18 protein-coding genes are annotated in these 23,528 nt (G+C 69.2%); 11 read left to right on the plus strand and 7 right to left on the minus strand.

Translation table 11 applies throughout. The features are described from left to right. The first annotated feature begins 132 nt into the window (after positions 1-132). The 3 genes from AC3WOE_RS23345 to AC3WOE_RS23355 are packed head-to-tail and all read left to right on the plus strand — an operon-like array spanning position 133 to position 3,512. Positions 133-1,887, plus strand: coding sequence for an ATP-binding protein (locus AC3WOE_RS23345; protein WP_492693784.1), 1,755 nt, complete (start codon positions 133-135; stop codon positions 1,885-1,887). 3 nt (positions 1,888-1,890) lie between these two features. Further along, positions 1,891-2,226: an Hpt domain-containing protein gene (locus AC3WOE_RS23350; protein ID WP_492693785.1), complete on the plus strand. Its 336-nt coding sequence runs from the start codon at positions 1,891-1,893 to the stop codon at positions 2,224-2,226. Next, positions 2,223-3,512 (plus strand): response regulator, encoded by a 1,290-nt coding sequence (locus tag AC3WOE_RS23355; protein WP_492693786.1) that lies wholly within the window; start codon positions 2,223-2,225, stop codon positions 3,510-3,512. The genes AC3WOE_RS23350 and AC3WOE_RS23355 overlap by 4 nt, the downstream gene beginning before the upstream one ends. A gap of 27 nt (positions 3,513-3,539) precedes the next feature. Here AC3WOE_RS23355 and AC3WOE_RS23360 read toward each other — a convergent pair whose 3' ends face one another. Together AC3WOE_RS23360 and AC3WOE_RS23365 are read right to left on the minus strand one after the other, a co-directional pair. Continuing rightward, entirely contained in the window at positions 3,540-4,775 is a 1,236-nt protein-coding gene (locus AC3WOE_RS23360) for an OmpA family protein (RefSeq protein ID WP_492693787.1), read from the minus strand. Beyond that, entirely contained in the window at positions 4,772-6,445 is a 1,674-nt protein-coding gene (locus AC3WOE_RS23365; protein WP_492693788.1) for a serine/threonine-protein kinase, read from the minus strand. Before AC3WOE_RS23365 ends, AC3WOE_RS23360 begins: the two co-directional genes overlap by 4 nt. Before the next feature lie 155 nt (positions 6,446-6,600). Here AC3WOE_RS23365 and AC3WOE_RS23370 point away from each other — a divergent pair, with 155 nt between their 5' ends. Further along, the gene (locus tag AC3WOE_RS23370; RefSeq protein WP_492693789.1) at positions 6,601-7,887 is read left to right on the plus strand and encodes a sensor domain-containing phosphodiesterase; all 1,287 of its coding nucleotides are present in this window, start codon (positions 6,601-6,603) and stop codon (positions 7,885-7,887) included. Here AC3WOE_RS23370 and AC3WOE_RS23375 read toward each other — a convergent pair. The 5 genes from AC3WOE_RS23375 to AC3WOE_RS23395 are packed head-to-tail and all read right to left on the minus strand — an operon-like array spanning position 7,884 to position 13,147. Then, a complete protein-coding gene (locus AC3WOE_RS23375) occupies positions 7,884-9,491 on the minus strand; it encodes a M28 family metallopeptidase (RefSeq protein WP_492693790.1) in 1,608 nt (535 codons plus the stop codon). The two genes, AC3WOE_RS23370 and AC3WOE_RS23375, sit on opposite strands and share 4 nt — an antisense overlap. After that, positions 9,491-11,479: a S9 family peptidase gene (locus tag AC3WOE_RS23380; RefSeq protein ID WP_492693791.1), complete on the minus strand. Its 1,989-nt coding sequence runs from the start codon at positions 11,477-11,479 to the stop codon at positions 9,491-9,493. The genes AC3WOE_RS23375 and AC3WOE_RS23380 overlap by 1 nt, the downstream gene beginning before the upstream one ends. After that, the gene (locus AC3WOE_RS23385; RefSeq protein WP_492693792.1) at positions 11,476-12,072 is read right to left on the minus strand and encodes a GNAT family N-acetyltransferase; all 597 of its coding nucleotides are present in this window, start codon (positions 12,070-12,072) and stop codon (positions 11,476-11,478) included. The genes AC3WOE_RS23380 and AC3WOE_RS23385 overlap by 4 nt, the downstream gene beginning before the upstream one ends. Then, a complete protein-coding gene (locus tag AC3WOE_RS23390; protein ID WP_492693793.1) occupies positions 12,069-12,293 on the minus strand; it encodes a hypothetical protein in 225 nt (74 codons plus the stop codon). The genes AC3WOE_RS23385 and AC3WOE_RS23390 overlap by 4 nt, the downstream gene beginning before the upstream one ends. Continuing rightward, the gene (locus AC3WOE_RS23395) at positions 12,293-13,147 is read right to left on the minus strand and encodes an AAA family ATPase (protein ID WP_492693794.1); all 855 of its coding nucleotides are present in this window, start codon (positions 13,145-13,147) and stop codon (positions 12,293-12,295) included. The genes AC3WOE_RS23390 and AC3WOE_RS23395 overlap by 1 nt, the downstream gene beginning before the upstream one ends. Before the next feature lie 99 nt (positions 13,148-13,246). On the opposite strand from AC3WOE_RS23395, the gene AC3WOE_RS23400 reads away from it, so the two are divergent. The 7 genes from AC3WOE_RS23400 (at position 13,247) to AC3WOE_RS23430 (ending at position 23,494) form a co-directional block, all read left to right on the plus strand. After that, positions 13,247-13,891 carry a c-type cytochrome gene (locus tag AC3WOE_RS23400; protein ID WP_492693795.1) on the plus strand — a complete coding sequence of 215 codons (645 nt, stop codon included), beginning with the start codon at positions 13,247-13,249 and terminating at the stop codon, positions 13,889-13,891. A 130-nt stretch (positions 13,892-14,021) separates the two neighbouring features. Further along, positions 14,022-15,245 (plus strand): HD-GYP domain-containing protein, encoded by a 1,224-nt coding sequence (locus AC3WOE_RS23405; RefSeq protein WP_492693796.1) that lies wholly within the window; start codon positions 14,022-14,024, stop codon positions 15,243-15,245. Between the two features lie 80 nt (positions 15,246-15,325). Next, entirely contained in the window at positions 15,326-16,894 is a 1,569-nt protein-coding gene (locus AC3WOE_RS23410; protein ID WP_492693797.1) for an ABC transporter substrate-binding protein, read from the plus strand. Between the two features lie 242 nt (positions 16,895-17,136). After that, complete coding sequence (locus tag AC3WOE_RS23415; RefSeq protein ID WP_492693798.1) at positions 17,137-19,053, plus strand: hypothetical protein; 1,917 nt, start codon at positions 17,137-17,139, stop codon at positions 19,051-19,053. Positions 19,054-19,162: 109 nt separating this feature from the next. Then, on the plus strand, positions 19,163-21,127 hold the full coding sequence (locus tag AC3WOE_RS23420; RefSeq protein ID WP_492693799.1) for a TonB-dependent receptor plug domain-containing protein: 1,965 nt from the start codon (positions 19,163-19,165) through the stop codon (positions 21,125-21,127). A gap of 4 nt (positions 21,128-21,131) precedes the next feature. Next, a complete protein-coding gene (locus AC3WOE_RS23425; RefSeq protein WP_492693800.1) occupies positions 21,132-21,692 on the plus strand; it encodes a YfiR family protein in 561 nt (186 codons plus the stop codon). Continuing rightward, positions 21,689-23,494 (plus strand): putative bifunctional diguanylate cyclase/phosphodiesterase, encoded by a 1,806-nt coding sequence (locus tag AC3WOE_RS23430; RefSeq protein ID WP_492693801.1) that lies wholly within the window; start codon positions 21,689-21,691, stop codon positions 23,492-23,494. The genes AC3WOE_RS23425 and AC3WOE_RS23430 overlap by 4 nt, the downstream gene beginning before the upstream one ends. Positions 23,495-23,528: the final 34 nt, after the last annotated feature.

A 23,528-nucleotide genomic window follows, 5' to 3' on the forward strand; every position in this document is an offset into this window, starting at 1 on the left:
TCACGGCATTGACCTCAAGCCGCCCATGTCACGTCTCTCGCTATCTCGAAAGAACGTGTTGACTCTTCACAGCTAGCCGTGCTGGTGCTTGGCGTCATGCTCCTGCGCATGCTCGGCGCACATTGGCCTGCCATGGCGGAGCCGCGCATTGCTGCCGCTGTGACCGTGCCGCTGGCCCTGCTTTTCTCGAGCGCCGTGCCGCGCTTGAGGGGCGTCGCCGATGCCTTCGTCCAGCGCGTGTTCTTCAGCAATTGGCGCAACAACGAAGAGGTGCTGTGGGTCGCCGCCCGCGCTGCGGCGAAGCTTCAGGGCCAGCAGGCGCTGCTGAACCACCACCTGACAGCCATCAGCCGGTTTGCGGGTGACGCCGAGGTGATGGCCTATCGGGTAGCTACGCAGACCGGCATGCGCCTGGCATCCACGTCTCCCGGAGCTCCCGAGGCCTTGCGGCTGAGCCTAGGCGATCTGCGCAGCATCCTCGCGCACGGCCTGCCCGCCGGGCTGGCGGCCGTGGCGGGTGTGGACGGCCTGGCCGTGCCGATCCGGCACCGCGATGAACTCACCGGCTTTGTGCTGCTGAGCACGCGCCCTGGCGGTGCGCCCTACCGGCCCGACGAGGTGCGCGCCGTGACCCGCGCGAGCGAGATGCTGGAGGAAGATCTGCAGGCCGACTCCGGCCGCACCCAGGCTCAGTTGCTGGAGCAGAAGCTCGCCGCCGAGCTGGCGGCGCGCGAGGCGGCCCAGTCCGCCAACGCGGCCAAGAGCGCCTTCCTGGCGACCGTCAGCCACGAGATCCGCACGCCGATGAACGGCGTCATCGGCATGAGCGGCCTGCTGCTGAGTTCGCCGCTGACGGAGGACCAGCGCGACCATGCGCAGACCATCCGCGAGTCGGCCGAGGCGCTGCTGACCATCATCAACGACGTGCTGGACTTCTCCAAGATCGAGGCCGGCCGGCTGGAGCTGGAGAACCAGCCCTTCGACCTGCGCGAGTGCATGCGCCTGTGTCTGGACCTGGTGGGTGTGCGGGCAGCGCACAAGGGCCTGCAGCTGAGCTGCCACTTCGACGCCGAAGTGCCGGCGGCCGTCGTGGGCGACGCGGCGCACCTGCGCCAGATCCTGCTCAACCTGCTCGGCAATGCGGTCAAGTTCACCGAGCGCGGCGAGGTGGCACTCAGGGTGTCCATGCCGGCCGAGGGGCGCCTGGCCTTCGAGGTGCGTGACACCGGCATTGGCCTGAGCGCGGAGGGCAGGGCCCGGCTGTTCCAGCGCTTCAGCCAGGCGGACAGCAGCATCGCCAGCCGCTACGGCGGCACCGGCCTGGGTCTGGCCATCAGCAGGCAGCTGGCCGAACTGATGGGCGGCAGCATGGACGTGGAGAGCGCCGGGCCGGGGCAAGGCAGCCGCTTCCACTTCGACATCCAGGCGCCGGCCGCGGCGCTGGACCTGCTGCCTCAGCGCGCGTCGTCTGCCCCGACAGAACTGGACCCGCAGATGGCCGCCCGCCATCCGCTGCGCATCCTGCTGGCCGAGGACAACGGCGTGAACCAGAAGCTGGCGCTGCGGCTGCTGGAGCAGATGGGCTACCGGGCCGACCTGGCCAGCAACGGCCGCGAGGCGGTGGACAGCGTGGCGCGCCAGGCCTACGACCTGTTGCTGATGGACGTGCGCATGCCCGACATGGACGGCCTGGAAGCCACGCGCCAGATCGTGTCGCGCTGGCCGGTCGGCCAACGCCCGCGTATCGTGGCCATGACCGCCAACGCCTTGCACGGCGACCGCCCGCAATGCCTGGCCGCGGGCATGGACGAGCATCTGAGCAAGCCGCTGCGCGTGGAGGCGATGATTGCCGAGCTGATGGCGACCCCTGCGCGAACCGACGCCTGAACCATGAAGCTGCCCCGCATCGACGCCCACACCTTCGAGGCCTTGCAGGCCAACGCGGGGGCGGACTTTGTCATCACCCTCATCGATGCCTTCGCCGAAGAGGCGCCGCGCCTGCTGGCCGACTTGCGGGCGGCGCTGGCCGCAGCAGACGGCGAGCGTTTCGTGACTGCGGCGCACACGCTGAAGAGCAATGGCGTCGCCTTCGGCGCCACGCGACTGGCGGAGATGGCGCGGCGCATCGAGTGGCAAGGGCTGGAGGCGCCCGCACCCGACGTCGACGCGCTGGCCGCCGAGCTGGACGCCACCTTGACGGCGCTGCACGCCCTGGCACGGCAATGAGCGCGCCACCCACCGCGCTCGTCTTCGGCGCCGTCGAGCTGCGGCTGGCCGAGCGGCTGCTGCTGGTGGACGGCCAGCCGGTGAGCCTGGGCAGCCGCGGCTTCGACCTGCTGAGGGCCTTGGTGGCCAGGCGCGACCGCGTCGTCAGCAAGGATGAGCTGCTGGACGAGGTCTGGCCCGGTCTCGTCGTCGAGGAGAACAACCTGCAGGTGCAGATCTCCGGCCTGCGCCGCGTGCTCGGGGCCCGTGCCATCGCCACCGTGGCGGGACTGGGATACCGCTTCACGCTGCCGGCCGGGCCGGCCCAGGGCACGGCGTCGCCATCGCCGCCGCCGTTCAGCGCGCAACCGGGCGCGCGCGTGCTGGTGGCCGACGACAACAAGGTCAACCGCCTGCTGCTGTGCCGCTCCCTGGAGCTGATGGGCCACAGCGTCAGCAGCGCCGAGAACGGTCGGCAGGCGCTGGAGCTGCTGAAGCGCCAGCCCTTCGAGCTGCTGCTGCTGGACCTGGCCATGCCGGAGCTGGACGGCTTCGGCCTGCTGCAGGCCCGCGCCACGGATGCGGCGCTGCGCGAGGTGGCCGTCATCGTCACCAGTGCGCTGGGCGGCGTGGCGCCGGTGGCGCGCTGCATCGAACTGGGCGCCGACGACTTCCTGCACAAGCCGGTGGACCCCTGGCTGCTGCAGGCGCGGGTCGAGTCCAGCCTGGCGCGCAAGCAGCAGCGGGACCAGCAGGGGGCCGCGCTGCGCCGCTGGATGCCGGGCGGCCCGGCCGAGGCCAGCCGGCTGGTCGAGGCCTGCGTGCTGGTGGCGCGGCTACACCGGCCCGAGCTGCGGGCCGAGTCGCCGCAGGCGCTGATGGAGCTGCTGAGCCACTGGAGCACGCTGATGTTCGACGCCGTCGAGGGCCGCGGCGGCGAGGTGGCCCAGTTCGGCGGCGACGGTCTGTTGGCGTTGTTCGCCGAGCCGTTGTCGGCGGTGCAGGCGGGGCAGGACATGGCCGAGGTGGCGGGCCTCTTCAACGCGGAACGCGGTGCAGCTGCGCAGCCGCCCATCGCCATGGGCATCGGCATCAGCCGTGGCGAGCTGGTCGTCGGCTCGGCGGCCACGGCGCGGCGCGCGGCCCATGCCTGCGTCGGCGCACCGGCCTTGCAGGCTGCACGGCTCGCCGAGGCCGCCGCGCCGGGCCTGCTGATCGACGAGACCACCCGCGCCGGCCTGCCGGTCGATCTGCGCACCGAGGCCGTGAACGACGTGGCCGGGGGCCGGGTCTTCCGCCTGCTCTAGCGTCCGCGGCTCAGAGGCGTTGCCACCTCAATTGCAGGGCTCGACGCGGAACTCGACGCGGCGGTCCAGGGCGTCCACGGCGTTGTCGGTGCCGCTGCCCACCAGGTTTTCGCGCCAGCCCATGCCGCTGGCCTTGATGCGCGAGCTCAGCGGCGGCGCCTCGCCGGTCAGGCGCTGCTGGATGAAGGCGGCGCGCTGCAGCGACAGGGCGTCGTTGGTCTGCTCCGAGCCGGTGTGGCTGGTGTGGCCGACGATGACCATGCAGACCCGGGTGCTGTTGCTTTCCTTGGCGATCTGCCGCAGCCACATCGGATAGGCGCCGCTGACCTTGGCGTCGGACCAGAACTCCGTGCTGCCCGGGTTGAACAGGAACTTCACGTCCAGCTTGTTGGAGCGCAGGCCGTAGGCCACGATCTGGCCGAAGGCCCATTCGGCTTCGGCGGTGCGGCCGAGCTTGACGTTGTTCAGGTAGATGCCGTTCAAGGTGCGCAGCTGGTCGCCGCCGGCCTGGCTGCGGGCCTCCTGGTACTTGGCCAGAGACTCCGGATAGCGCTCGGCGTTGTAGAGGGAGCCGGCTTCGTTGATGACGCTGGCCACCGCCACGCGTTCCATATAGGTGGCATTGGCCGCACCGCCAGGGGCCGTCAGGGCCGTGCTGATATAGCCTTCCACGACGCGGTCCTTCACCAGCACCGGGCTGTCCTGGTAGATGGCCAGCGGCGTGTGGTTGAGGCCGTCGTCGCGGGCCAGGGCCGAGGCCTGGGCCACCACCTGGCCGGTCTTGATCTCCACCAGGGCCAGGTTGATCTGCAGCGACTTCTTGCCTGGCACGCCGAGCAGCCGGGTCAGGGTGCCGGTCAGCAGGTACTGGACCTTGGACAGGTTCTCGGTCTTGAAGGGCAGCAGGTCGAAGCCGCCTTCCTTGCGCGCCGCCAGGCGCTCGCCGATGCGGCGCTCCAGCAATTGCGTGGTCTGGGTCTGCTGGCCGCTGGTGGCGTCGATCATCGGGTCGACGACGACGTTCTTGCGGACGATCTTGGATTCCATCTTGGCCAGGAAGGCCGGCAGCTTCTGGGTCTGGCCCACCAGGCCGTCGGTGGCGACGACGATGGCCTCGCTGAACGACAGCTCGTTGGTCGAGACCGTCGGCGCCTTGGGCGCTGTTTCCAGACAGCCGGCCAGCACGGCCAGGCAACCCAGCATGGCGGCACGCGCCAGCTGCACTGAAAAACTGATGCGATTCGTGTGGCCAGGGCGACTCATCGGCATTCCCTCTTCAGGTAGGCGGCTTCACTCGCGGTCAGGGGTTCCAGTGAGGCCTTTTGCAGAATATCACTGCACCTTGCACCTTTTGTGGCCACCGGAACAGGGGACGGTGCGCTCGCGCGGGCCTTGGTCGTTGCGGGCGCGGTGGGTGTCGGGGCCGAAACCGCGGGGGCCGGTGTCGGCGCGGGAGCGGCGGCGGGTGGCGGCGGCACCGGAGCCGTGGAGGCTGGCACGTCCGGCGCGGAGGCTGCAGTGGCTGTGGAGGCTGCCGCGGCGGGTGCTGACGCAGCCTGAACGATGGCCGGCGCCGGTGCGGCTGCGGGCGGCAACGACGAGGGCGAGGGCGCCGGCGCAGACAGCATGCGATAGCCGCCCAGGGCCAGTGCGGCCAGACCCGCTCCGCCCACCAGGCCCAGCACGAGACCGCGGCGCGGCGGGGGCGCGGCGGGCGCTTGCACGGGCGCCGGAGCAGGTGGCGGCGGCGGGGGCAACACCGGCGGAGGCGGCGCCGCGGGCGGCAGCACCGGGGCGGGGGCGGTCCGCTGGGGGCGCGTGACGGGCAATGGCGCCTGGGTCTTGGGCCGCGCCGGTTCGGTGCGGGGCGGCACGGTGCCGCCCGGCGCCACCTGGGTCGGATCGAAGTCCGGCAGCAGCACCGTCCTGTCGTCGTCGGGCATGCCGCCCAGTTCGAGCAAGTCCAGCACCTGGGTGTCGTCGGCGGTCAGCAGGGTGCGGAATTCGGCGATGGATTGCGGGCGGTCCTTGGGGTGGATGGCCAGCGCACGGTCGATGGCCGCGAGAAAGGCATTGCCGCAGCGACCCGCGGCCACGGTGGCCAGCGGTTGCAGCTGGTCGTTGAGCAGGCGCTCGACGGAGGCCACGGTGCGGCGGCCGCTGATGGCCGCGTAGAGCACGCTGGCCAGCGCGAAGATGTCGGTCCAGGGCCCTTGGGTCACGCCGGGCATGTCGCCGTATTGCTCGATGGGCGCGAAGCCCGGCTTGAGCATGGCGGTCAGCGCGTGGGTCAGGTCGCCGATGACGCGGCGGGCGGCACCGAAGTCCAGCAGCAGCGGCCCGTGGTCGGTCAGCAGGATGTTGTCGGGCGCGATGTCGCGGTGATAGCAGTGCTCGTTGTGCAGCACCTCCAGCGCATCCAGCAGCGGCATCAACCAGGCGCGCACTTCCTTCTCGGTCGGCTGGCGGCCGAGCTTGCCCAGGGCCTGCTTCAGCGTCTGTCCCTGGTAATAGGGCATGGCCATGTAGGCGGTGCCGTTCTGCTCCCAGAACTGATGCACCTTGAGCAAGGCCGGGTGGTCGAAGCGGGCCAGCAGCTTGGCCTCGTTGACGAAGCTCCTCAGCCCGATGGCAAAGGTCTCGGTGTGCTCCGCTGACTTGACCAGCACGGTCAGCGACTGGCCGGCGCGGGCCGCCATCGACGAGGGCAGGTATTCCTTGATGGCGACCTGGCGCTCCAGGGCGACGTCGGTGGCGAGATAGACGATGCCGAAGCCGCCCTCGCCCAGCACCCGGTCGATGCGGTAGTCGTGGATGCGCGTGCCGGGCGGCAGGGTGTGGCCCGGCGTCAGCGGCGGGCCCATCTTGACGGTGGGCTCGACCGGGTCTTCCGGCTTGTCGCGCCCCGATGGATCGCCATCTGCGTCGCTCATTGCTTCACGGGACGCGGCAGGGGGAGGGCGGGCATCGGCATCGGCGCTCGGCTGAGGGGGCGACAGGGGCTAAAACGATTATCAGTGCGATATTCCCGCGACTTCGTAGGGGGCGCCGCTAGTATGGGTCGCATGTCGCTCCCGCAGGACCGCCCTTGAAAGCCGTCGCGCCGCCCGGCGCCGATGCCATGCTGCTGCATCTCGTCGAGTCGCTGGAGATGGAAGGCGGACGCTGGCGGGCGCGCCAGGGCGACTGGCAGCTGGACAGCCATTTCCAGCCCGTGTTCAGCTTTCCGCACCGGCGCGCCGTCGGCTACGAGGCGTTGCTGCGGGTGTCTGACCCGGCCGGCAATGCCGTCTCGCCGATCAAGTTCTTCGAGCAGCTGCGCAGCTTCGAGCAGCAATGGGCGGCCGACCGCCTGTGCCGGCTGCTGCACGTGCACAACTTCGTGCAGCAGACCGGCAGAGGCGAGGATGGGGGTTGGCTCTTCCTCAATATTCATCCCGCGGTCTTCGTGCATGGCGCCCAGCAGATGCAGGCGCTGGAGTCGTCGGTGCGCACCATGCAGGCGCTCGGCCTGCCCATGCACCGCGTCGTGCTGGAGGTGACCGAGGACGTCATGGCCCAGGAGGCCGACTTCGAGCGCGCCGTGGCCAACGTGCGCCAGACCGGTTGCCTGCTCGCCCTGGACGATTTCGGCGCGGGTCATTCCAACTTCGACCGCATCTGGCATATCCACCCCGAGATCGTGAAGCTGGACCGCAGCCTGCTGCGCCGTGCCTGCGGCTCGCCGCGCATCGCGCGCGTGCTGGCCCAGATGGTGTCGCTGCTGCACGAGTGCGGGTCGCTGGTGCTGCTGGAAGGCGTGGAGACGCGCGACGAGGCCTTGCTGGCCCTCGACGTCGACGTCGACATGGTGCAGGGCTTCGTCTTCGGTCGGCCGGTGCCCGGCATGCTGGGGCCCCAGGGTGTGTCGGACGAGATCGAGGAGATCTGGGAGCTGCTGGACGGTCGCCATGCCGACACGCGGCGTGTGCATGCGGCCCAGATGGCGCCCTACCGCGAGGCGCTCCGGCGAGCCCAGGAAAGCCTGGCGGGTCAGGCCTTGCCCGAGGCCTGTGCGGAGCTGCTGGCGCTGCCGGGCGTGCAGGTCTGCTTCCTGCTGGACGAGCAGGGCCGCCACGTGGCCGAACCCCTGGTGCCGCCGGGCGTCAAGGACCTGTCCCAGGACCCGCGCTTCAGGCCGCTGGGCCTGGCCGGCGAGGCGCGCTGGGCGCGCCGGCCCTATTTCCGCCGTGCACTGGAGGAGCCGGGCGTCATGCAGATGACGAGGCCCTATCTGAGCCTGCACGGCGCGCAGATGTGCGTGACCCTGTCCGTGGCCTGCCGCACGCCGGACGGGCTGCGCGTGCTGTGCACGGACATCGACTGGATGGGCTAGGGAGCACGCCCGTACAACTCGCCGAAGAAGTCTCCGGGCAGCCAGCGCGGCCGCTCGGGCTGTTGGGCGACCTCCTTCACCAACTCCCACTGCAGCTGCGCAAAGCGCTGCGCGGCCGTCCAGTGGAAGGGCTGGCTCAGGTCGTCGCCGGGCTGGTGGTAGCGCTGGCGGCGGAAGTCGCGGATCAGCGCATCGCCGTCCTCGCCGGCCTGGAACGAGGCACCGCCCGGCCCGAGGATGAGGGCCGGGATGCCGCGGCGCACGAAGCTGTACTGGTCGGAGCGCGTGAAGCGGCTCTGTTCGGGCATGGGGTCGGGCGAGGTCTGCAGGCCCAGCCTGCGCGCGGCGCGCTCGACGGCCGCGCCCAGCGTCGAATGTTCTGCCCCCAGGGCGACGACGTCCTTGAAGTCGTGCAGCAGCACGGGCATGTCGATGTTGATGGCCGCCGCGATCGCCTCCGCCGGCACGGTCGGGTGGCGGGCGAAATAGGAGGAGCCGGACTGGGCTTTCTCTTCGCCCGTCAATGCGATGACGAGGACGGAGCGGTCCAGCATGCCCGGGCTCTGGGCCAGCAGCCGGGCCGTCTCCAGCAGCATGGCCACGCCCATGGCGTTGTCCATGGCGCCGGGGAAGATCACATCGCCCTTGCGGCCGAGGTGATCGAGGTGGGCGCTCAGCACGATGAACTCGTGCTTGCGTCGCCCGCCCTCGATGCAGCCGATGACGTTGTGGCTGCGCGCCTGGCCGTGCACGCTGTCGCGCACGAGGCGGGCTCTCAGGCCCAGGTCGCCGCGCGGCAGGGGCTGGCCGGCCTCGGCGTCGGCCACCAGGCGCTCGTAGTCGCTCGCGACGCGAGCCAGCAGGCGAGGCGCGGCCTGCGCACTGACCGAGGCTCCGCCCTGGATGCCGCGGACGTCGTTGCCGCCGCCGCCTTCGGGCGTCTGCCAGTCCATGTAGGCGGCATCGGCGTACTGGCGATTCAACTGGAAGGGCGCGACGCGGTCGCTGCGCGGCGTGGTCAGCGTGATGAGGCCGATGGCGCCATGGCGAGCGGCCGCCTCCTGCTTGGTGCGGCCATTGCCGAAGTGGGCGCCTTCCTCGGAGGGCAGCCGCGGCGGTCGGCCGGACAGGGCGACGACGATCTTGCCCCTGACCTCCAGCCCTGCATAGTCGTCCAGGCCGAAGGCCGGCGCCTCGATGCCGTAGCCGGCGAAGACGAGATCCCCCTGCATCTCGGCATGCGCTGAAGCCATGTCGGGGCGGGTGCTGAATTCATCGAGATAGCGCAGGCGTTCGCAGGTCTCGCCGCGGCAGAGCTCCAGCGTCGGTGCGGTGGCGGCGAGGCGCGCACTCTTCAGCGGCACGGCCTGGGCATAGCCGCCGGCGTCGCCCAAGGGCTTGAGACCCAGTTGCGCGAACTGGCTGGCCACATAGGCGGCCGCCAGGTCGAAGCCGCGGGTGCCGGCCTCGCGGCCTTCCAGCAGCGGGTCGGCCAGGAAGCGCAGATGGGCCTGCAGGCGCCGCGCGTCGGCCTGTGCTGCGGCGGCCAGTGCCGGGCCGGGCAGGGCGGCCGCCAGCGCGCTCAGCAGGGCGCGGCGCTGCATCAGCGCGCCGGCTGATGCCGGGCCAGCCAGCCGAAGAACTCGCCGTACCAGAGGCGGCTGTTGCGCGGCTTCAGCACCCAGTGGTTCTCGTCCGGGAACCACACCAGGCGCGAGGGCACGCCCAGCGACTTCAGCGTGTTGTAGTAGGCCAGGCCCTGGGCGTCGGGCACGCGGTAGTCCAGGGCGCCGTGGATGACCAGGGTGGGCGTCTTGAAGGCCTTGGCGAAGCTGTGCGGGCTTTGCGCCGCGACGCGGGCCGGGTCGTCCCAGTAGGCCGCGCCCAGTTCCTTGCGGTGCCAGTTGTAGGCGTCGTCGGCATACATGGCCTGCCAGTCGTAGCAGCCGGCATGGCAGACATAGGCCTGGTAGCGGCCGGCTTTCACATGGCCGTTCATCCAGGCCACCATATAGCCGCCATAGCTGCCGCCGGTGGCGACGATGCGCTTCCTGTCCACCCAGGACTTCTTCAGCAGCCAGTCGGTGCCGGCCTCGACGTCCTGCAGTTCGTACTCGCCCCAGTGGCCGGTGATGCTGTCCAGGAACTCGAAGCCGAAGCTGGATGAGCCGTGGTAGTTCACGCAGGCCACCACATAGCCCTGGGCGGCGAAGGCCTGGTGGTTCCAGCGCCAGTGCCAGCTGTCCCCGAAGGCCGTGTGCGGGCCACCGTGGATGACGTGCATGACGGGCCACTTCTTCTTGGCATCGAAGCCCGGCGGGTAGACCAGCCACATCTGCACGTCGTCGCCGCGTGCGCCTTGGATCGTCACTTCCTCGTGGCGACCGAAGCGGTGCGAGGCGAGGCGTTCGTCGTTCAGCGCCTCGATGTGGCGCAGGCCGTCATCGGCCAGCACCGACAGCCGCGGCGGGAACTGCACGCCGTCGTGGTTGATGACGACGAAGTCCTGGGCCAGCGTGAAGCTGCCGACATGGCCGCCCTCGAAGATGGGTTCGGCCAGGCGCTCGCCCAGCATGAACTGCCAGAGGTGGCGGCGGCCGCGGTCCTCGGCGGCGAACAGCAGGCTCTGGTCGTCGGCCGTCCAGCGCAGCGGCGCGCTGACCTCATGGTCCCAGTCCTCGCTGAAGACGGCCCACTGGCCCTGCTGGTCCAGCACGGCGAGCTGGTTGGGGCGGTTGTGGCCCAGGGCCTGGTGGCTGGCCAGTAAGGCCAGATGGCCGCCGCCATGGCTGTAGCGCGGCGCGGCGAAGTCCCAGTCGCCGTCCTGCAGCAAGATGTCGACGCGGCGCGTGCGCACATCGATCTCGGCCAGCGCGAAGCGGCCGTCGAGCTGCTTCTCGGGCGCGGGGTCGAAGGCGAAGGCGATGCGCTTGCCGTCGGGCGCGACGTCGAAGCTGTTGGCATCGGGTTCCGCACGGCTGAGTTCCCAGTCCGTCCCTTCGAACAGGTCGCGGGCCTTGCCGGTCTCGACGTCCATCACATGCAGATGCGGCACGCGGCCCATGGGCACATGGTGGTCCCAGAAGCGGTAGAGGGCCTCGTCGGTGACGTAAGCGCTTTCCTTGCGGGACTTGAAGTCGCCCAGCGCCTGGGCCTGGGCGGCGGCTTTCAGGCCGGGCCAGACCCAGGAGACGAAGGCGATGCGCCGGCCGTCCGGGAACCACTTGAAGGACTCCACGCCGGTGGGCACGTGGCCGACGCGGCGCGCCTCGCCGCCGTCCGGCGGGATGACGTAGAGCTGGGTTTCCTCATCACGCTGGCCGGCCTGTTCCCGCTTGGCCGTGAAGGCGATCAGGTCGCCGCGCGGGCTCCATTGCGGGTTGCCGTCCTTCTCGCCGGCTTCGGTCAGGCGGCGCGGCTCACCGCCCAGCGTCGAGAACAGCCACAGGCTGCTCTGCGCCCGGTTGGTCTCCATCGAGTAGCGGGTGACGCCGGCGGCGGCCTGGGCGCCATCGGGGCTGAGGCTGGGTTCGCCGATGCGATCCAAGGCCCAGAGTGCATCAATGTCGAAGGCCTTGGACTTGTGCTTCATGGTCTCTGTCGGGTCAGTTGCCAATTCAGATGGGCCTTGACCTCGGGCCATTCGCCCGCGGTCAGGCTGTACATGACGGTGTCGCGGACCGTGCCGTCACGTCGCAGCGCGTGGTGGCGGATCACGCCGTCGCGCTTCGCTCCCAGGCGTTCGATGGCGCGCTGCGAGGCATGGTTGAAGTTGTCGGTGCGCCAGCCAACGAGCCTGGCGCCCAGGGTCTCGAAGGCATGGGTCAACAGCAGCAGCTTGGCCGTCGTGTTGACGGCGCTGCGCTGCACGCGCTGGGCATACCAGGTGTAGCCGATCTCGACACGCTCCACTGCAGGAACGATGTCGTGATAGCTGGTCGAGCCCAGCACCTCGCCGCTCGCGGCATCCAGCACCGCGAAGGGCAGGCGGTGGCCAGCGGCCTGGCCGGCCAGGGCGGTCTCGACATAGCCGACGGTTTCGTCCGGCGCCGGCACGCTGGTGAAGCGGAGGTTCCACAGCTCGCCGTCGGCGGCGGCCGCCCTCAGGCCGGGCACATGCTCCAGCGTCAGCGGCACCAGCCGGATGGGGCCGGCGGCCAGGGTGGTGGGCAGGACGGGCTTCAAGTCTTGTCCTTCAACATCAGCCGCCGGGCGATGAAGCGGCCGCCACCGCAGCCGGCGACGATGAGCACCAGGCCCAGCATCTGCTGCGTGTTCCAGTCGGTGCTGGCGACGAAATCGATGCCGAACTGGCGGCCCAGCCACCAGCCGGCCAAGGCGCCGCCGACAAAGCCGACGGCATCGGCCAGGCCTTCGCGCATGGCGCGGTTGAAGTCTTGGGCCATCAGCGGTTGTTGCGCTGCATGAAGACCAGCTTCTCGAACAGGGTCAGGTCCTGCTCGTTCTTCAGCAGGGCGCCCACCAGCGGCGGGATGCTGACCTTCTCGTCCTTGGCCTGCAGGGCGTCCACGGGCACGTCTTCGGCGACCAGCAGCTTGAGCCAGTCGATCAGCTCCGAGGTGCTGGGCTTCTTCTTCAGGCCGGGCAGGTTGCGCACGTCGTAGAAGTTCTTCAGCGCCGCGGCCAGCAGGTCCTTCTTCAGCGTCGGGAAGTGCACGTCGACGATCTTCTTCATCGTCTCGGCGTCGGGGAACTTGATGTAGTGGAAGAAGCAACGGCGCAGGAAGGCGTCCGGCAGCTCCTTCTCGTTGTTGGAGGTGATGAAGACCAGGGGCCGGTGCCTGGCCTTGATCAGCTGGCGTGTCTCGTAGACATAGAACTCCATGCGGTCGATCTCGCGCAGCAGATCGTTCGGGAACTCGATGTCGGCCTTGTCGATCTCGTCGATGAGGAGCACGACCGGCTGGTCGGCCTCGAAGGCCTGCCAGAGCACGCCCTTGACGATGTAGTTCTCGATATGACGCACGCGGTCACTGCCCTCGATGCCGGCGAGCTGGCTGTCGCGCAACCGGCTGACGGCGTCGTACTCATACAGGCCCTGCTGGGCCTTGGTCGTGCTCTTGATATGCCACTGCAGCAGGGGCAGCCCCAAGGCCGCGGCGACTTCTTCGGCCAGCATGGTCTTGCCGGTGCCGGGCTCACCCTTGATCAGCAGGGGGCGCTGCAGCTTGGCGGCGGCATTGACCGCGAGCATCAGGTCGGCCGTGGCGACGTACTGGTCGGAACCTTGGAATTTCATGGGGAAAACCGGGGCAAAACCCGAACTGAAGGGGAGCCGGACCAGTATAGGAGGCCTCCTATAATCGCCGCCGCTCAAGTACACGACACCCCCGGGACCATGAAAAAACTGCTGCAGATCTCGCTCGCCCTGGCCACAGCTTTTGGCGCCTTTGCCGCCCAGGCCCAGGATGTGAAGGCCGGTGAGACCAAGATCGCGATGTGCATCGGCTGCCACGGCATCGTTGGCTACCAGGCCAGCTTTCCCGAGATCCACAAGGTGCCGATGATCGCGGGCCAGAACGCCAAGTACATCGTCTCGGCACTGACCGCCTATGCCAAGGGCGACCGCAAGCACCCGACCATGCGCGGCATCGCCGGCTCGCTGAGCGAGCAGGACATGAACGACGTGGCCGCCTTCTACGAGCAGCAGGCCAAGCTGCCCGCCGCCGCCGACAGCATTCCGGCCGCGCCGGCCAACGTGGCCGAGCTGCTGACCAAGGGCGCCTGCGTGTCCTGCCACGGCGCCAACTTCAGCAAGCCCATCGACCCCAGCTATCCCAAGCTGGCCGGCCAGCATGCCGACTACCTGACGGTGGCCCTGAAGTCCTACAAGACCGAGCACAACCCCGGCGTCGGCCGCAGCAATGGCGTCATGGCCGGCCAGGTCAAGCAGTTCAGCAATGCCGAGCTGAAGGCCATCGCCGGCTATATCAGCAGCCTGCCGACCGAACTGGCCACCGTGCCCCAGGGCAAGTTCCGCTGATCGGACCGTTTCCCGACGACAAGCCGCCCCCCGAGGGCGGCTTTTTGTTGTCCGGGCGAAAAGCGTGCAGGGATGCACAGTGGCCGGCGGGGCCGGCGGAGATACTCAGCGTTACATAGACGACCTTGTCATGCTGAAGAAGATCGCCACCACCGAGGTGAGGCTGGGCATGTACCTCCAGGCGATGGAGGGGGCCTGGCTCTCCCATCCCTTCTGGAAGACCAAGTTCGTGCTGACCGACCCGGCCGACCTGGCCGCGTTGAGGGCCAGCGGCGTGCCGGCGGTGTGGATCGACAACGACAAGGGTGAGGATGTCGAGGCGCCGCCCGCCGCAGCGCCGACGCCGACGGTCGTCATCGAGACGGTGGCGCCTGCGCCCGAGCCTGCCGCCGCGCCGGTGCCCGAGCCCCGCGTCAGCATGGAGGCCGAACTCGACCGCGCGGCCCAGGTGCTGCACAAGGCCCGCGTCGCCGTCACGGCGCTGTTCGGCGAGGCCCGCCTGGGCAAGGCCATCGACAGCGAGAACTGCCTGCCCATCGTCGACGAGGTCACATCCTCGCTGGCGCGCAACCCGTCTGCCTTCCTGAGTCTGGCCCGGCTCAAGGACAAGGACAACTACACCTATATGCACTCGGTCGCCGTCTGCGGCCTGATGGTGTCGCTCGGCCGCCAGCTGGGCCTGGACGAGGCCCAGCAGCGCGAGGCTGGCCTGGCCGGCCTGCTGCACGACGTCGGCAAGATGCAGATGCCGCTGGAGGTGCTGAACAAGCCCGGCGCGCTGACCGATGCCGAGTTCACCGTCATGCGCGGCCACCCCGAACGCGGCTGGGACCTGCTCAAGGACGGCGCCAAGGTGCCGGCTTCGGCCCTGGACGTCTGCCTGCATCACCACGAGAAGATGGACGGCACCGGCTACCCGCACAAGCTGGCCGGTGACCAGATCAGCCTGATGGCCCGCATGGGCGCCGTCTGCGACGTCTACGACGCCATCACCTCGCACCGGCCCTACAAGGCGGCCTGGGACCCGGCGGGCTCGCTGCAGCGCATGGCGCAGTGGAAGGGGCAGTTCGATCCCGCCATCTTCCAGGCCTTCGTGAAGAGCGTCGGCATCTATCCCACCGGCACCCTGGTGCGCCTGCAATCGGGCAAGCTGGCCGTCGTGGTCGAGCAGAACGCCGCCTCCCTGGTCGCGCCGCGGGTCAAGGTCTTCTATTCGACCAAGTCCAGCATGCCGATTCCGCTGCAGGTCATCGACCTGTCGGCCTCCACCGACCGCATCGCCGGCCGCGAGCCGCCCGAGAACTGGAACTTCACCCATCTCGACGAGCTCTGGAATCCCAACGCAAAGCGCTGATCCTTCCTCGCAAAACGGCTGAGAAGGGGCTTTGCCTGGCCTCCTAAACTGCTGTGTTGCATGCAGTCGGGAGAAAAGCAATGAAGCGATGGATTGGCGTGGCCCTGCTGGCGGCCGCTTGCGGCGTGTCGGCCCAGACCCTGCGCTGGGCCAGCCAGGGCGATCCGCAGACCATGGACCCGGACTCGCAGAACGAGAGCCTGACGAACATGGTCAACGGCCAGATCTACGAGCGCCTGACCAACCGCGACGCCAAGCTGGGCCTGGTGCCGGGTCTTGCCGCGGAATGGAAGCAGACCGGCCCGCTGGCCTGGCGCTTCAAGCTGCGCCCCGGCGTCAAGTTCCACGACGGCACGCCGCTGACGGCCGACGACGTCGTCTTCTCGGTGCAGCGGGCCAAGGAGCCGACCTCGCAGATCGCCGTCTGGGCCAATGCCGTCGGCGCCGCGAAGAAGGTCGACGAGCTGACGGTGGACTTCCAGCTCACGATCTTCAACCCGATCTTCCTGCAGCACATCGACCAGCTGTGGATCATGAGCCGCAAATGGTGCGAGACCCACAAGGTCACCAAGCCGCTGGACTTCAAGAACAAGGAAGAGAGCTTCACGGCCCTGAACGCCAACGGCACCGGCCCCTTCATGCTGGCCAGCCGCCAGCCCGGCATCAAGACCGTGCTCAAGCGCAACCCCAACTGGTGGAACAAGTTCCAGGGCAATCTGCAGGAAGTCGTCTACACGCCCATCGCGACCGACGCGACCCGCCTGGCGGCCCTCGTCTCGGGCGAGGTCGACTTCGTGCTCGACCCCGCGCCGCGTGACATCGCCCGCCTGCGCAACACCGCCGGCGTCAAGGTCATCGAGGGGCCGGAGAACCGCCTCGTCTTCATCGGCATGGACCAGTCGCGCGACAAGCTGCTCTACGGCAATGTCCCGGGTGACAAGAACCCTTTCAAGGACGTTCGCGTGCGCAAGGCCCTGTACGAGGCCATCGACATCGAGGCCATCCGCACCAAGCTGATGGCAGGCCTGTCCGTGCCCACCGGCGCGCTGACGCCGTCCAGTAATGCCTCCTTCGACGACCCGGCCCTGCAGACCCGCCTGCCGCACGACCTCGCCGGCGCGAAGAAGCTGATGGCCGAGGCGGGCTATGCCGATGGCTTCGAGGTGACGCTGGACTGCCCCAACAACCGCTACATCAACGACGAGGAGATCTGCACGGCGCTGGCGTCCATGTGGGCCCAGCTGAAGGTCAAGGTCAAGGTCAACGCCATGCCGCGCGTGCTGTACTTCCCCAAGCTCGAGAAGTACGACACCAGCCTCTACATGTACGGCTGGGGCGGTTCGGTGACGGACGCCGAGAGCATCCTGACGCCGCTTTACCGCACGCGCGGCGACAAGGGCGTGGGCAACTACAACTTCGGCGGTTTCCGCAACGACAAGGCCGACGCGCTGGCGGCCCAGTCCAGCGTCGAGCCGGATGCCAAGAAGCGCGAGCAGCTGATCCGCGGCGCACTCACCGAGCTGCGCGAGCAGGTCAACGTCATTCCCCTGCACCGCCAGGTCGTGCCCTGGGGCGCGCGTGCAAACGTCACGGCCGTCCATCGCTCCGACAACTGGCTGGAACTCGCCTGGGTGCAAATCAGCCGCTGAACTTGGCCCACCCCTACCGGCTGACGCCGTGCCAAGGCCAGAGGCCTTGTCCTTCGGTAGGCACAAAGAGTCCTCAGGACTCTTTGTGTCCGGTCTCAGCCCGCTCAAGGGGCGCTCCGCGCAGCCCGGCAAAGCCGGCTCTGCGGGAGCCGCTGGGTAAAGCCCTAAGTTCGCCCCGTTATCAGGCGAATGCGAGAGGGGCATTTGGGCACACTGGCTTTAGCCAGATTTCCGCCCGCGCCATGCTGTACCGCCTCGCCGCTCTCCTGCTGACCCTGACCCTCACCGCCTGTGGCGGCGGAGGTGGCGGGGGCGGCGGCACGCCGCCGCTGGAGACGCCGCCCACGCTGCGCGGCGTGGCTGCCACCGGCGCGCCCCTGGTCAGCGCCCAGATCAGCGTCGTCGACGGCCAGGGCAAGGCCGTGGGCACGGCCACCACCCATGCCGCCGACGGCAGCTACAGCCTGACGCTGAACACCACCAGCCCGGCCGCGCCCCTCTTCATCCAGGCGCGCGGCATGGACGCCGGCGGCACCATGCAGGTCCTGCACTCCACGGTGCCCGCCATCAGCGCCGCCATGGTCGGCCACGTGACGCCGCTGACCAATGCCATCGTCGCCCTGTCGCTGGGCACCGAGCCCGCTCCCGTGTTCGCGTCGGCCTCGACCAGCGCCGGCCAGCTGGCGCAGATGGGCACGGCCAGCGCTGCCGCCGCCACCTTCCTGAAGACCCTGATCAAGACCCAGATCAGCGACCTGAAGATCACCGACGCCACGGCCTTCGACCCGCTGGCCGATGCCAGCTTCGCCGCCAACAAGGGCGCCCACGACCTGCTCATCGAGAGCGTGCGCATCGACCTGGCCCGCTCCAAGCTCAATGTGCCCGTCCTGCAGATCGGCAACAAATTCATCGCCGCGCCGACGGCCGAGGTCGTCGTCGAGCTGCCCACGGCCCAGACCGAACTGCTGAAGGCCAGCGGCACGCCGGCCAATGCCATCACGTCCACGCTGAAGGCCTCGACCAGCGCGACGACCCTGCTCGGCACCCTGTCTGGCCTGGACGACCTGGGCGCCGCGCTGAACCAGCTCATCGCCCAGGGGCGCGACGTCAGCACCATCCTGACCAACCCCCTGGTCAGCAGCTACGACAAGCACAACGGCCGCGGCAAGGCCGACCTCGCCGGCATCCTGTCCACCTACACGACGGCCAACCGCCAGTTCGGCCGCTTCCAGCTGCTGGGCTGCGCCGACGACGCGCCGACCGCCGGCAACTGCGCCAAGGTGCTGGTGGGCGCCATCATCAGCGACTCCAGCGGCGCCACGGTCGATCTCTTCGCCGACGCGGTCAGCTACAACAAGTCAGCCACGACGACCAACAAGTGGAACCTGATCGGCAACGGCAAGAAGCTGTCCTTCGGCGTCTATGCGCTGGGCTACCGGGCGCTGAGTGCCGACGGCACGGCCAGCAGCGTGGTCGTGCCCAACCCGGGCATCGGCCTGCAGGTCGAGATCCAGTCGCAATCGGCCGACCCCGTGCCGGGCATACCGCCGACGCAGCTGCTCAGTTCGGCGACCGTGCAGATGCCGGGCGGCTACAGCATTCCCTTCGGCTATTGCGACCGCCTGATGCTCTGCGTGTCGACGACGACGGGCGCCACCAACCTGATCCCGACCGGCGGTGTCGGCGACGTCGCCATCCAGCGCGCGGCCGTCGGCTGGATCGGCAGCGTGGACAGCGTGCGCGGCGCCAAGTTCATCGCCAGCTACACCACCGGTGGCGTGGCCGAGACGCGCAATGCCTGGCTGCGTGCCGATGTGCTGGGCGACCCGGCCACGACCCGCTTCCCCACCGTCGACAGCGTGTCGGCCGCCAGCCCGGTGTCGGCGACCTCGCTGCAGAGCGGCGCGCTGGTCATCAACTGGGCCACCTGGGCCGCGGCCAACCCCGATCTGCGCATCATCGAGATCAAGCGTGTCTTCACGCCCAGCGCCGGCGGCACTCCCACGGTGCTCGATACCGCGGCACCGCTGCCGCCCAAGACGACGGTCACCCTGAGCAACTTCTACACGCCCATTGGCAGCGTCACCTCGGAGCTGTGGCTGCAGGCCATGGATTCGCAGGGCCGGCGTTTCCACACGCGCTATACCGGCAAGCCATGACGCTCGTTTTCATGGGCTTTGCCGTGAAATCTGACAAGGGCCGCCGCCAGGGGCAGGGCTAAGCTTCCGGCACCGTTGCCCCTCGCCGTCGCACGACGGCGACATCCTCGTGAAAAGCCGCCTTTTTGCGCTGGCGTGGCTGTCCACGCTGGCCCTGACTCCTGCGGCTCGCGCCGCCGCCGACGCCGATGCTTCGGACGACCAGGCCCTGGAAGCGCTTCTGAAGCGGGAGGTGCAGGGCCCTTCCCGCTATGCCCAGAGCCTGATGGACGCACCGGCGTCGGTCAGCGTGCTGGAGCGCGCCGTCTCGGACGCCCTGGGCCACCAGACCGTGGGCGACCAGCTCGCCCGCCTGCCGGGCGTCTACCTGAGCAACTCGCGCACTTACAGCGCCCTCGGGCTGCGCGGCTTCAACCGCCCCGGCGACTACAACGCCCGGCTGCTGATGGCCGTCGATGGACAGCGCGTCAACGACGCCATCTATGACCAGGGCCTGCCGCAGCTGGAGTTCCCCGTCATGGCGGAATGGGTCAAGCGCGTCGAACTGGTCCACGGCCCCGGCTCGTCCGTCTACGGCAGCAATGCGCTGCTGGGCGTCGTCAACGTCGTCACGCTGGACGGTGCCGACACGCCGGGGCTGACGACCCAGGCCAGCCTGGGCAGCCATGGCTTTCGCCGCGCCGAGATGCACTACGGCGCCAGCGACGCCGGCCGCGACCTCTTCGTCGGCCTCAATCTGCAGCGCACGGCGGGCGAGGATCTCTTCCTGCCCGAACTCGGCACGCCCGACGGCTGGGTGCGCGGCCTGGATGGCGAGCGGCAGGTGTCGCTGCTGGCCAAATACCGCAGCGGCCCGTGGCGCCTGGCCCTCAACGCCGTGCGCCGCGACAAGGACGCCGCCACGGCACCCTATGGCACCGAGGCCGGCGCGCCCGGTACCCGCTACGTCGACAGCCTGGTGCTCGGAGAACTCAGCTACGACGAGGGCTGGCAGGGCGACGTGCGCCGTTCCGTCCGGCTCAGCCTGGCCGGCTATGAATTCCGCGGCAGCTACGTCTTCAGTTCGACGCCCGAATTCATCAACAAGGACGATGCCCGTGCGCAGTGGACGACGCTGGAAGGGCGGGTCCTCTGGCGCGGCCTGCTCAACCACCAACTGATGCTGGGCGCCGAGCTGCGCACCTCGCCGCAGGGATTGCAGCGCAACTACGACGTCGCGCCTCATGCGGTGCATCTGGATTCCAACGTCACCCAGGATGCCGCAGGCCTGTATGCCCAGGACCAATGGCGGCTGTCCTCGGCCGTGCAGCTGACCACCGGCCTGCGCCTGGACCATGTGCGCGGCTTTGCGCCGGCCCTGTCGCCACGCGCCGTGCTGGCCCTGCGCCCCGACGAGCGCGAATCCCTCAAGCTGATGTGGGCGCAGTCCTTCCGCACGCCCAATCTCTATGAACGCTTCTATGACGACGGTGGCGTGTCGCAGATCGCGCCGGACCACCTCAGGCCCGAGCGCCTGAACTCCGTCGAGGCCGCCTGGGAGCACGTGCTGCGAGGGGGGCACGCGCTGAGCGCCAACGCCTATTACACCCGCATGAACCGGCTCATCGAGCAGCAGCCGCTGAGCAGCGAGCCCGACTCAGCGGTCCAGTACCGCAATGTCGGCAACGTCAGGCTCAAAGGGGTGGATCTGGGCGTCGAGAGACGGGCGGGAGACGGCTGGCTGTGGCGAATGAGCGCCTCCTGGATGGACGGCCGCGACGTGGCCGGCCAGCGCCTGAGCAACTCGCCGTCCTGGATGTTCAAGGGCGACGTCGTCACGCCGCTGTGGCAGCGCTGGCAGCTGGGACTGGAGTGGAACCTCGTGGGGCCGCGCATGGGACGGGTCGAGGTGCCCGCCACGGCCCTCGTGAATGCCCATCTGCGTTTCAGCATCGACTCCCACCAGAGCCTGGCCCTGCATGTAAACAACGCGCTGGACCACCGCAATCTGGATCCGTCGACGCCCGAGACCTCGCTGAGCGCCATCCCCCAGCCCGGCCGGGCCTGGCGCCTGGACTGGCGCTTCACGCTCTGAGGCCATGCGTCGCAGCCGGACATCGTCGTGGGGAGGCTGGCGCTGGGGCGCCGGCTTCGCCCTGCTGCTCGGCCTGCTGGCGTCCCGGCCCGCCACGGCCCAGAGCGCCAGTCCGGAAGCGCTGAAGGCCGAGGTCGTCTACCGCCTGCTGATGTTCGTCACCTGGCCCGCCGAGCGCGAACCTGCCGGTCGCCCCCTGCAGCTTTGCACCTTCGGCGAGGGGCGGATGGACAGCGCGCTGCAAGGCCTGGCGGGTCGACCCATCCGGCATTTCAGCATCGACGTGCGCCACCAGCCGCGCGCCGACCAGCTGGCCGGCTGCCACCTGCTCTACCTGCCCGCGTCCCAGCCGACCCTGCGCCCGGTCCTGGCGGAGCTGCCGGTGCTGGTCGTGTCCGATGGGGCGGCGATGCTGGAGCAGGGGGCCATGATCAACCTGCAGATCGAGGACGGTCGTATCGTCTTCGACGTGGACCTTGACGCCGCACGTCGAGTCGGCCTGGCCATCAGCACCAAGCTGCTGCGCCTGGCCCGCTACGTGCGCCACCAGACGACAACGCCGTGAAACCGCAATTTGCCGAAGCCTTCGAGCGCCTGCGTGAACTCGTCGTCGCGCTGGCCGCGCTGCTGTTCTTCGCCTTGCTGCTCAGCGTGCTGCAGTACTGGCGGCTGCACGACCGGCAACTCGAGGACCTGCGCATCCAGGCCGACATCGTCGCGCAGACGGTCTCGGCGGCCTTGGTCTTCGACAGCCGCAGCGATGCTGGCGAAAGCCTCGCGGCCTTGCAGCAGAGCCCGTCCATCCTTCACGCCCGCCTGGTGAAGAGCGATGGTGCCGTGTTCACGCAGTTTTCGCGCACGGTGGCCGATTCGTCCTGGCTGTACGCGGCGGTCGGCACCGCGACCGTGCAGGTGCCCGTCATCGCGGACGGAAGGCGCGTGGGCATGCTGGCCGTCGAGGCCAGCCGCATGCCGGTGTGGGGCGACCTGAGCCAGTTCCTCGCGGCCACCGTCGCCACCCTTTTCGCCACCGCGGGCCTGGCATGGTGGCTGTCCAAGCGGCTGCGCGTGCAGATCAAGGAGGTGGAGCGCCGCACCCGCTACCTGGCCCGCTTCGATGCCCTGACCGACCTGCCCAACCGCGACCACATGCGCGCCCTGCTCGAGCGTGTGCTGCAACAGCAGGGCCGCGCGACGCTGCTGATCCTGGACCTGGACGATTTCAAGCAGATCAACGACCAGCACCGCCACGCGGCAGGCGACGCCGTGCTGCAGGCCGTCGGCCAGCGACTCAGGCTGCTGAGCCGGCCCGGCGACCAGATCGCCCGGCTGTCGGCCGACGAGTTCGCGATGCTGCTGGTGCCCGCGATGGACGACGAGGCATTAAGGGTCCATGTGGCACATCTGCAGGCGGAGCTGACCCAGCCCGTGCTGCACGACGGCCATTGGTTGCATCTGCATCTTTCCAGCGGCGGCGTCAGCTTGCCCGAGCACGCCCAGGATGCCAGCGAGGCCCTGCGCAGCGCCGATGCCGCGCTGCGCCACGCCAAGCAGACCGGCAAGGACAGCTTCCAGCTGTTCACGCCGCAGATCGGCGAGGCGCTGCGCCAGCGGTTGGCGCTGGAGCACGACATGCGGCTGGGCATGGATCAGGATCAGTTCTGCCTGTTCTACCAACCGCAATACGACGCCCAGCGCCGCATCCAGGGCTTCGAGGCGCTGGCGCGCTGGCACCACCCGCAGCGCGGCTGGGTCTCGCCTGCGGAGTTCATCCCGGTGGCCGAGAACTCGGGGCTGATCGTCGAGCTCAGCCTGGTGTTGCTGTGCGTGCTGCGTCGTGACCTCGGCGGCCTTCGCGCCCGGGGTCTCATCTGTCCGCCCGTGGCCGTCAACCTGTCCTGGGAGCAATGCCGCAAGCCCCAGCACCGCGAGCGCTTCCTGCAGCAGCTCAAGACGCTGCGCCTCGGGCCCGACGAGGTCGAGTTCGAGCTCACGGAAAGTGCCGGCTTCGAGGACATCGACAAGCCGGACTCCTTCGTCTTCACCTTGCAGGGCCTGGGCTATGCCCTGGCCATCGACGACTTCGGCACCGGCTACAGCTCGCTGGCCTATCTGCGCCGCATCCGCTGCCGCAAGCTCAAGATCGACCGCCTGTTCGTCCACGGCCTGTCGGTCAGCGCCGACTCCCGCACCCTGGTCGAATCCATGGTGCGTGTCGCGCATGCGATGCGCATGGTGGTGGTGGCCGAGGGCGTGGAACTCCCCGCCGACGAAGCCGCGTTGATCGCCATGGGCTGCGACCTGATGCAGGGCTTCGGTTTCTGCAAGCCGGTGCCGCCGGAGCAGATGGCGCAACTGCTGGGCTGAAGACGGGGCGCGGCAAGGGCAGCCGCACGTGGAG

The organism is Roseateles sp. FW305-36 (assembly GCF_058787015.1).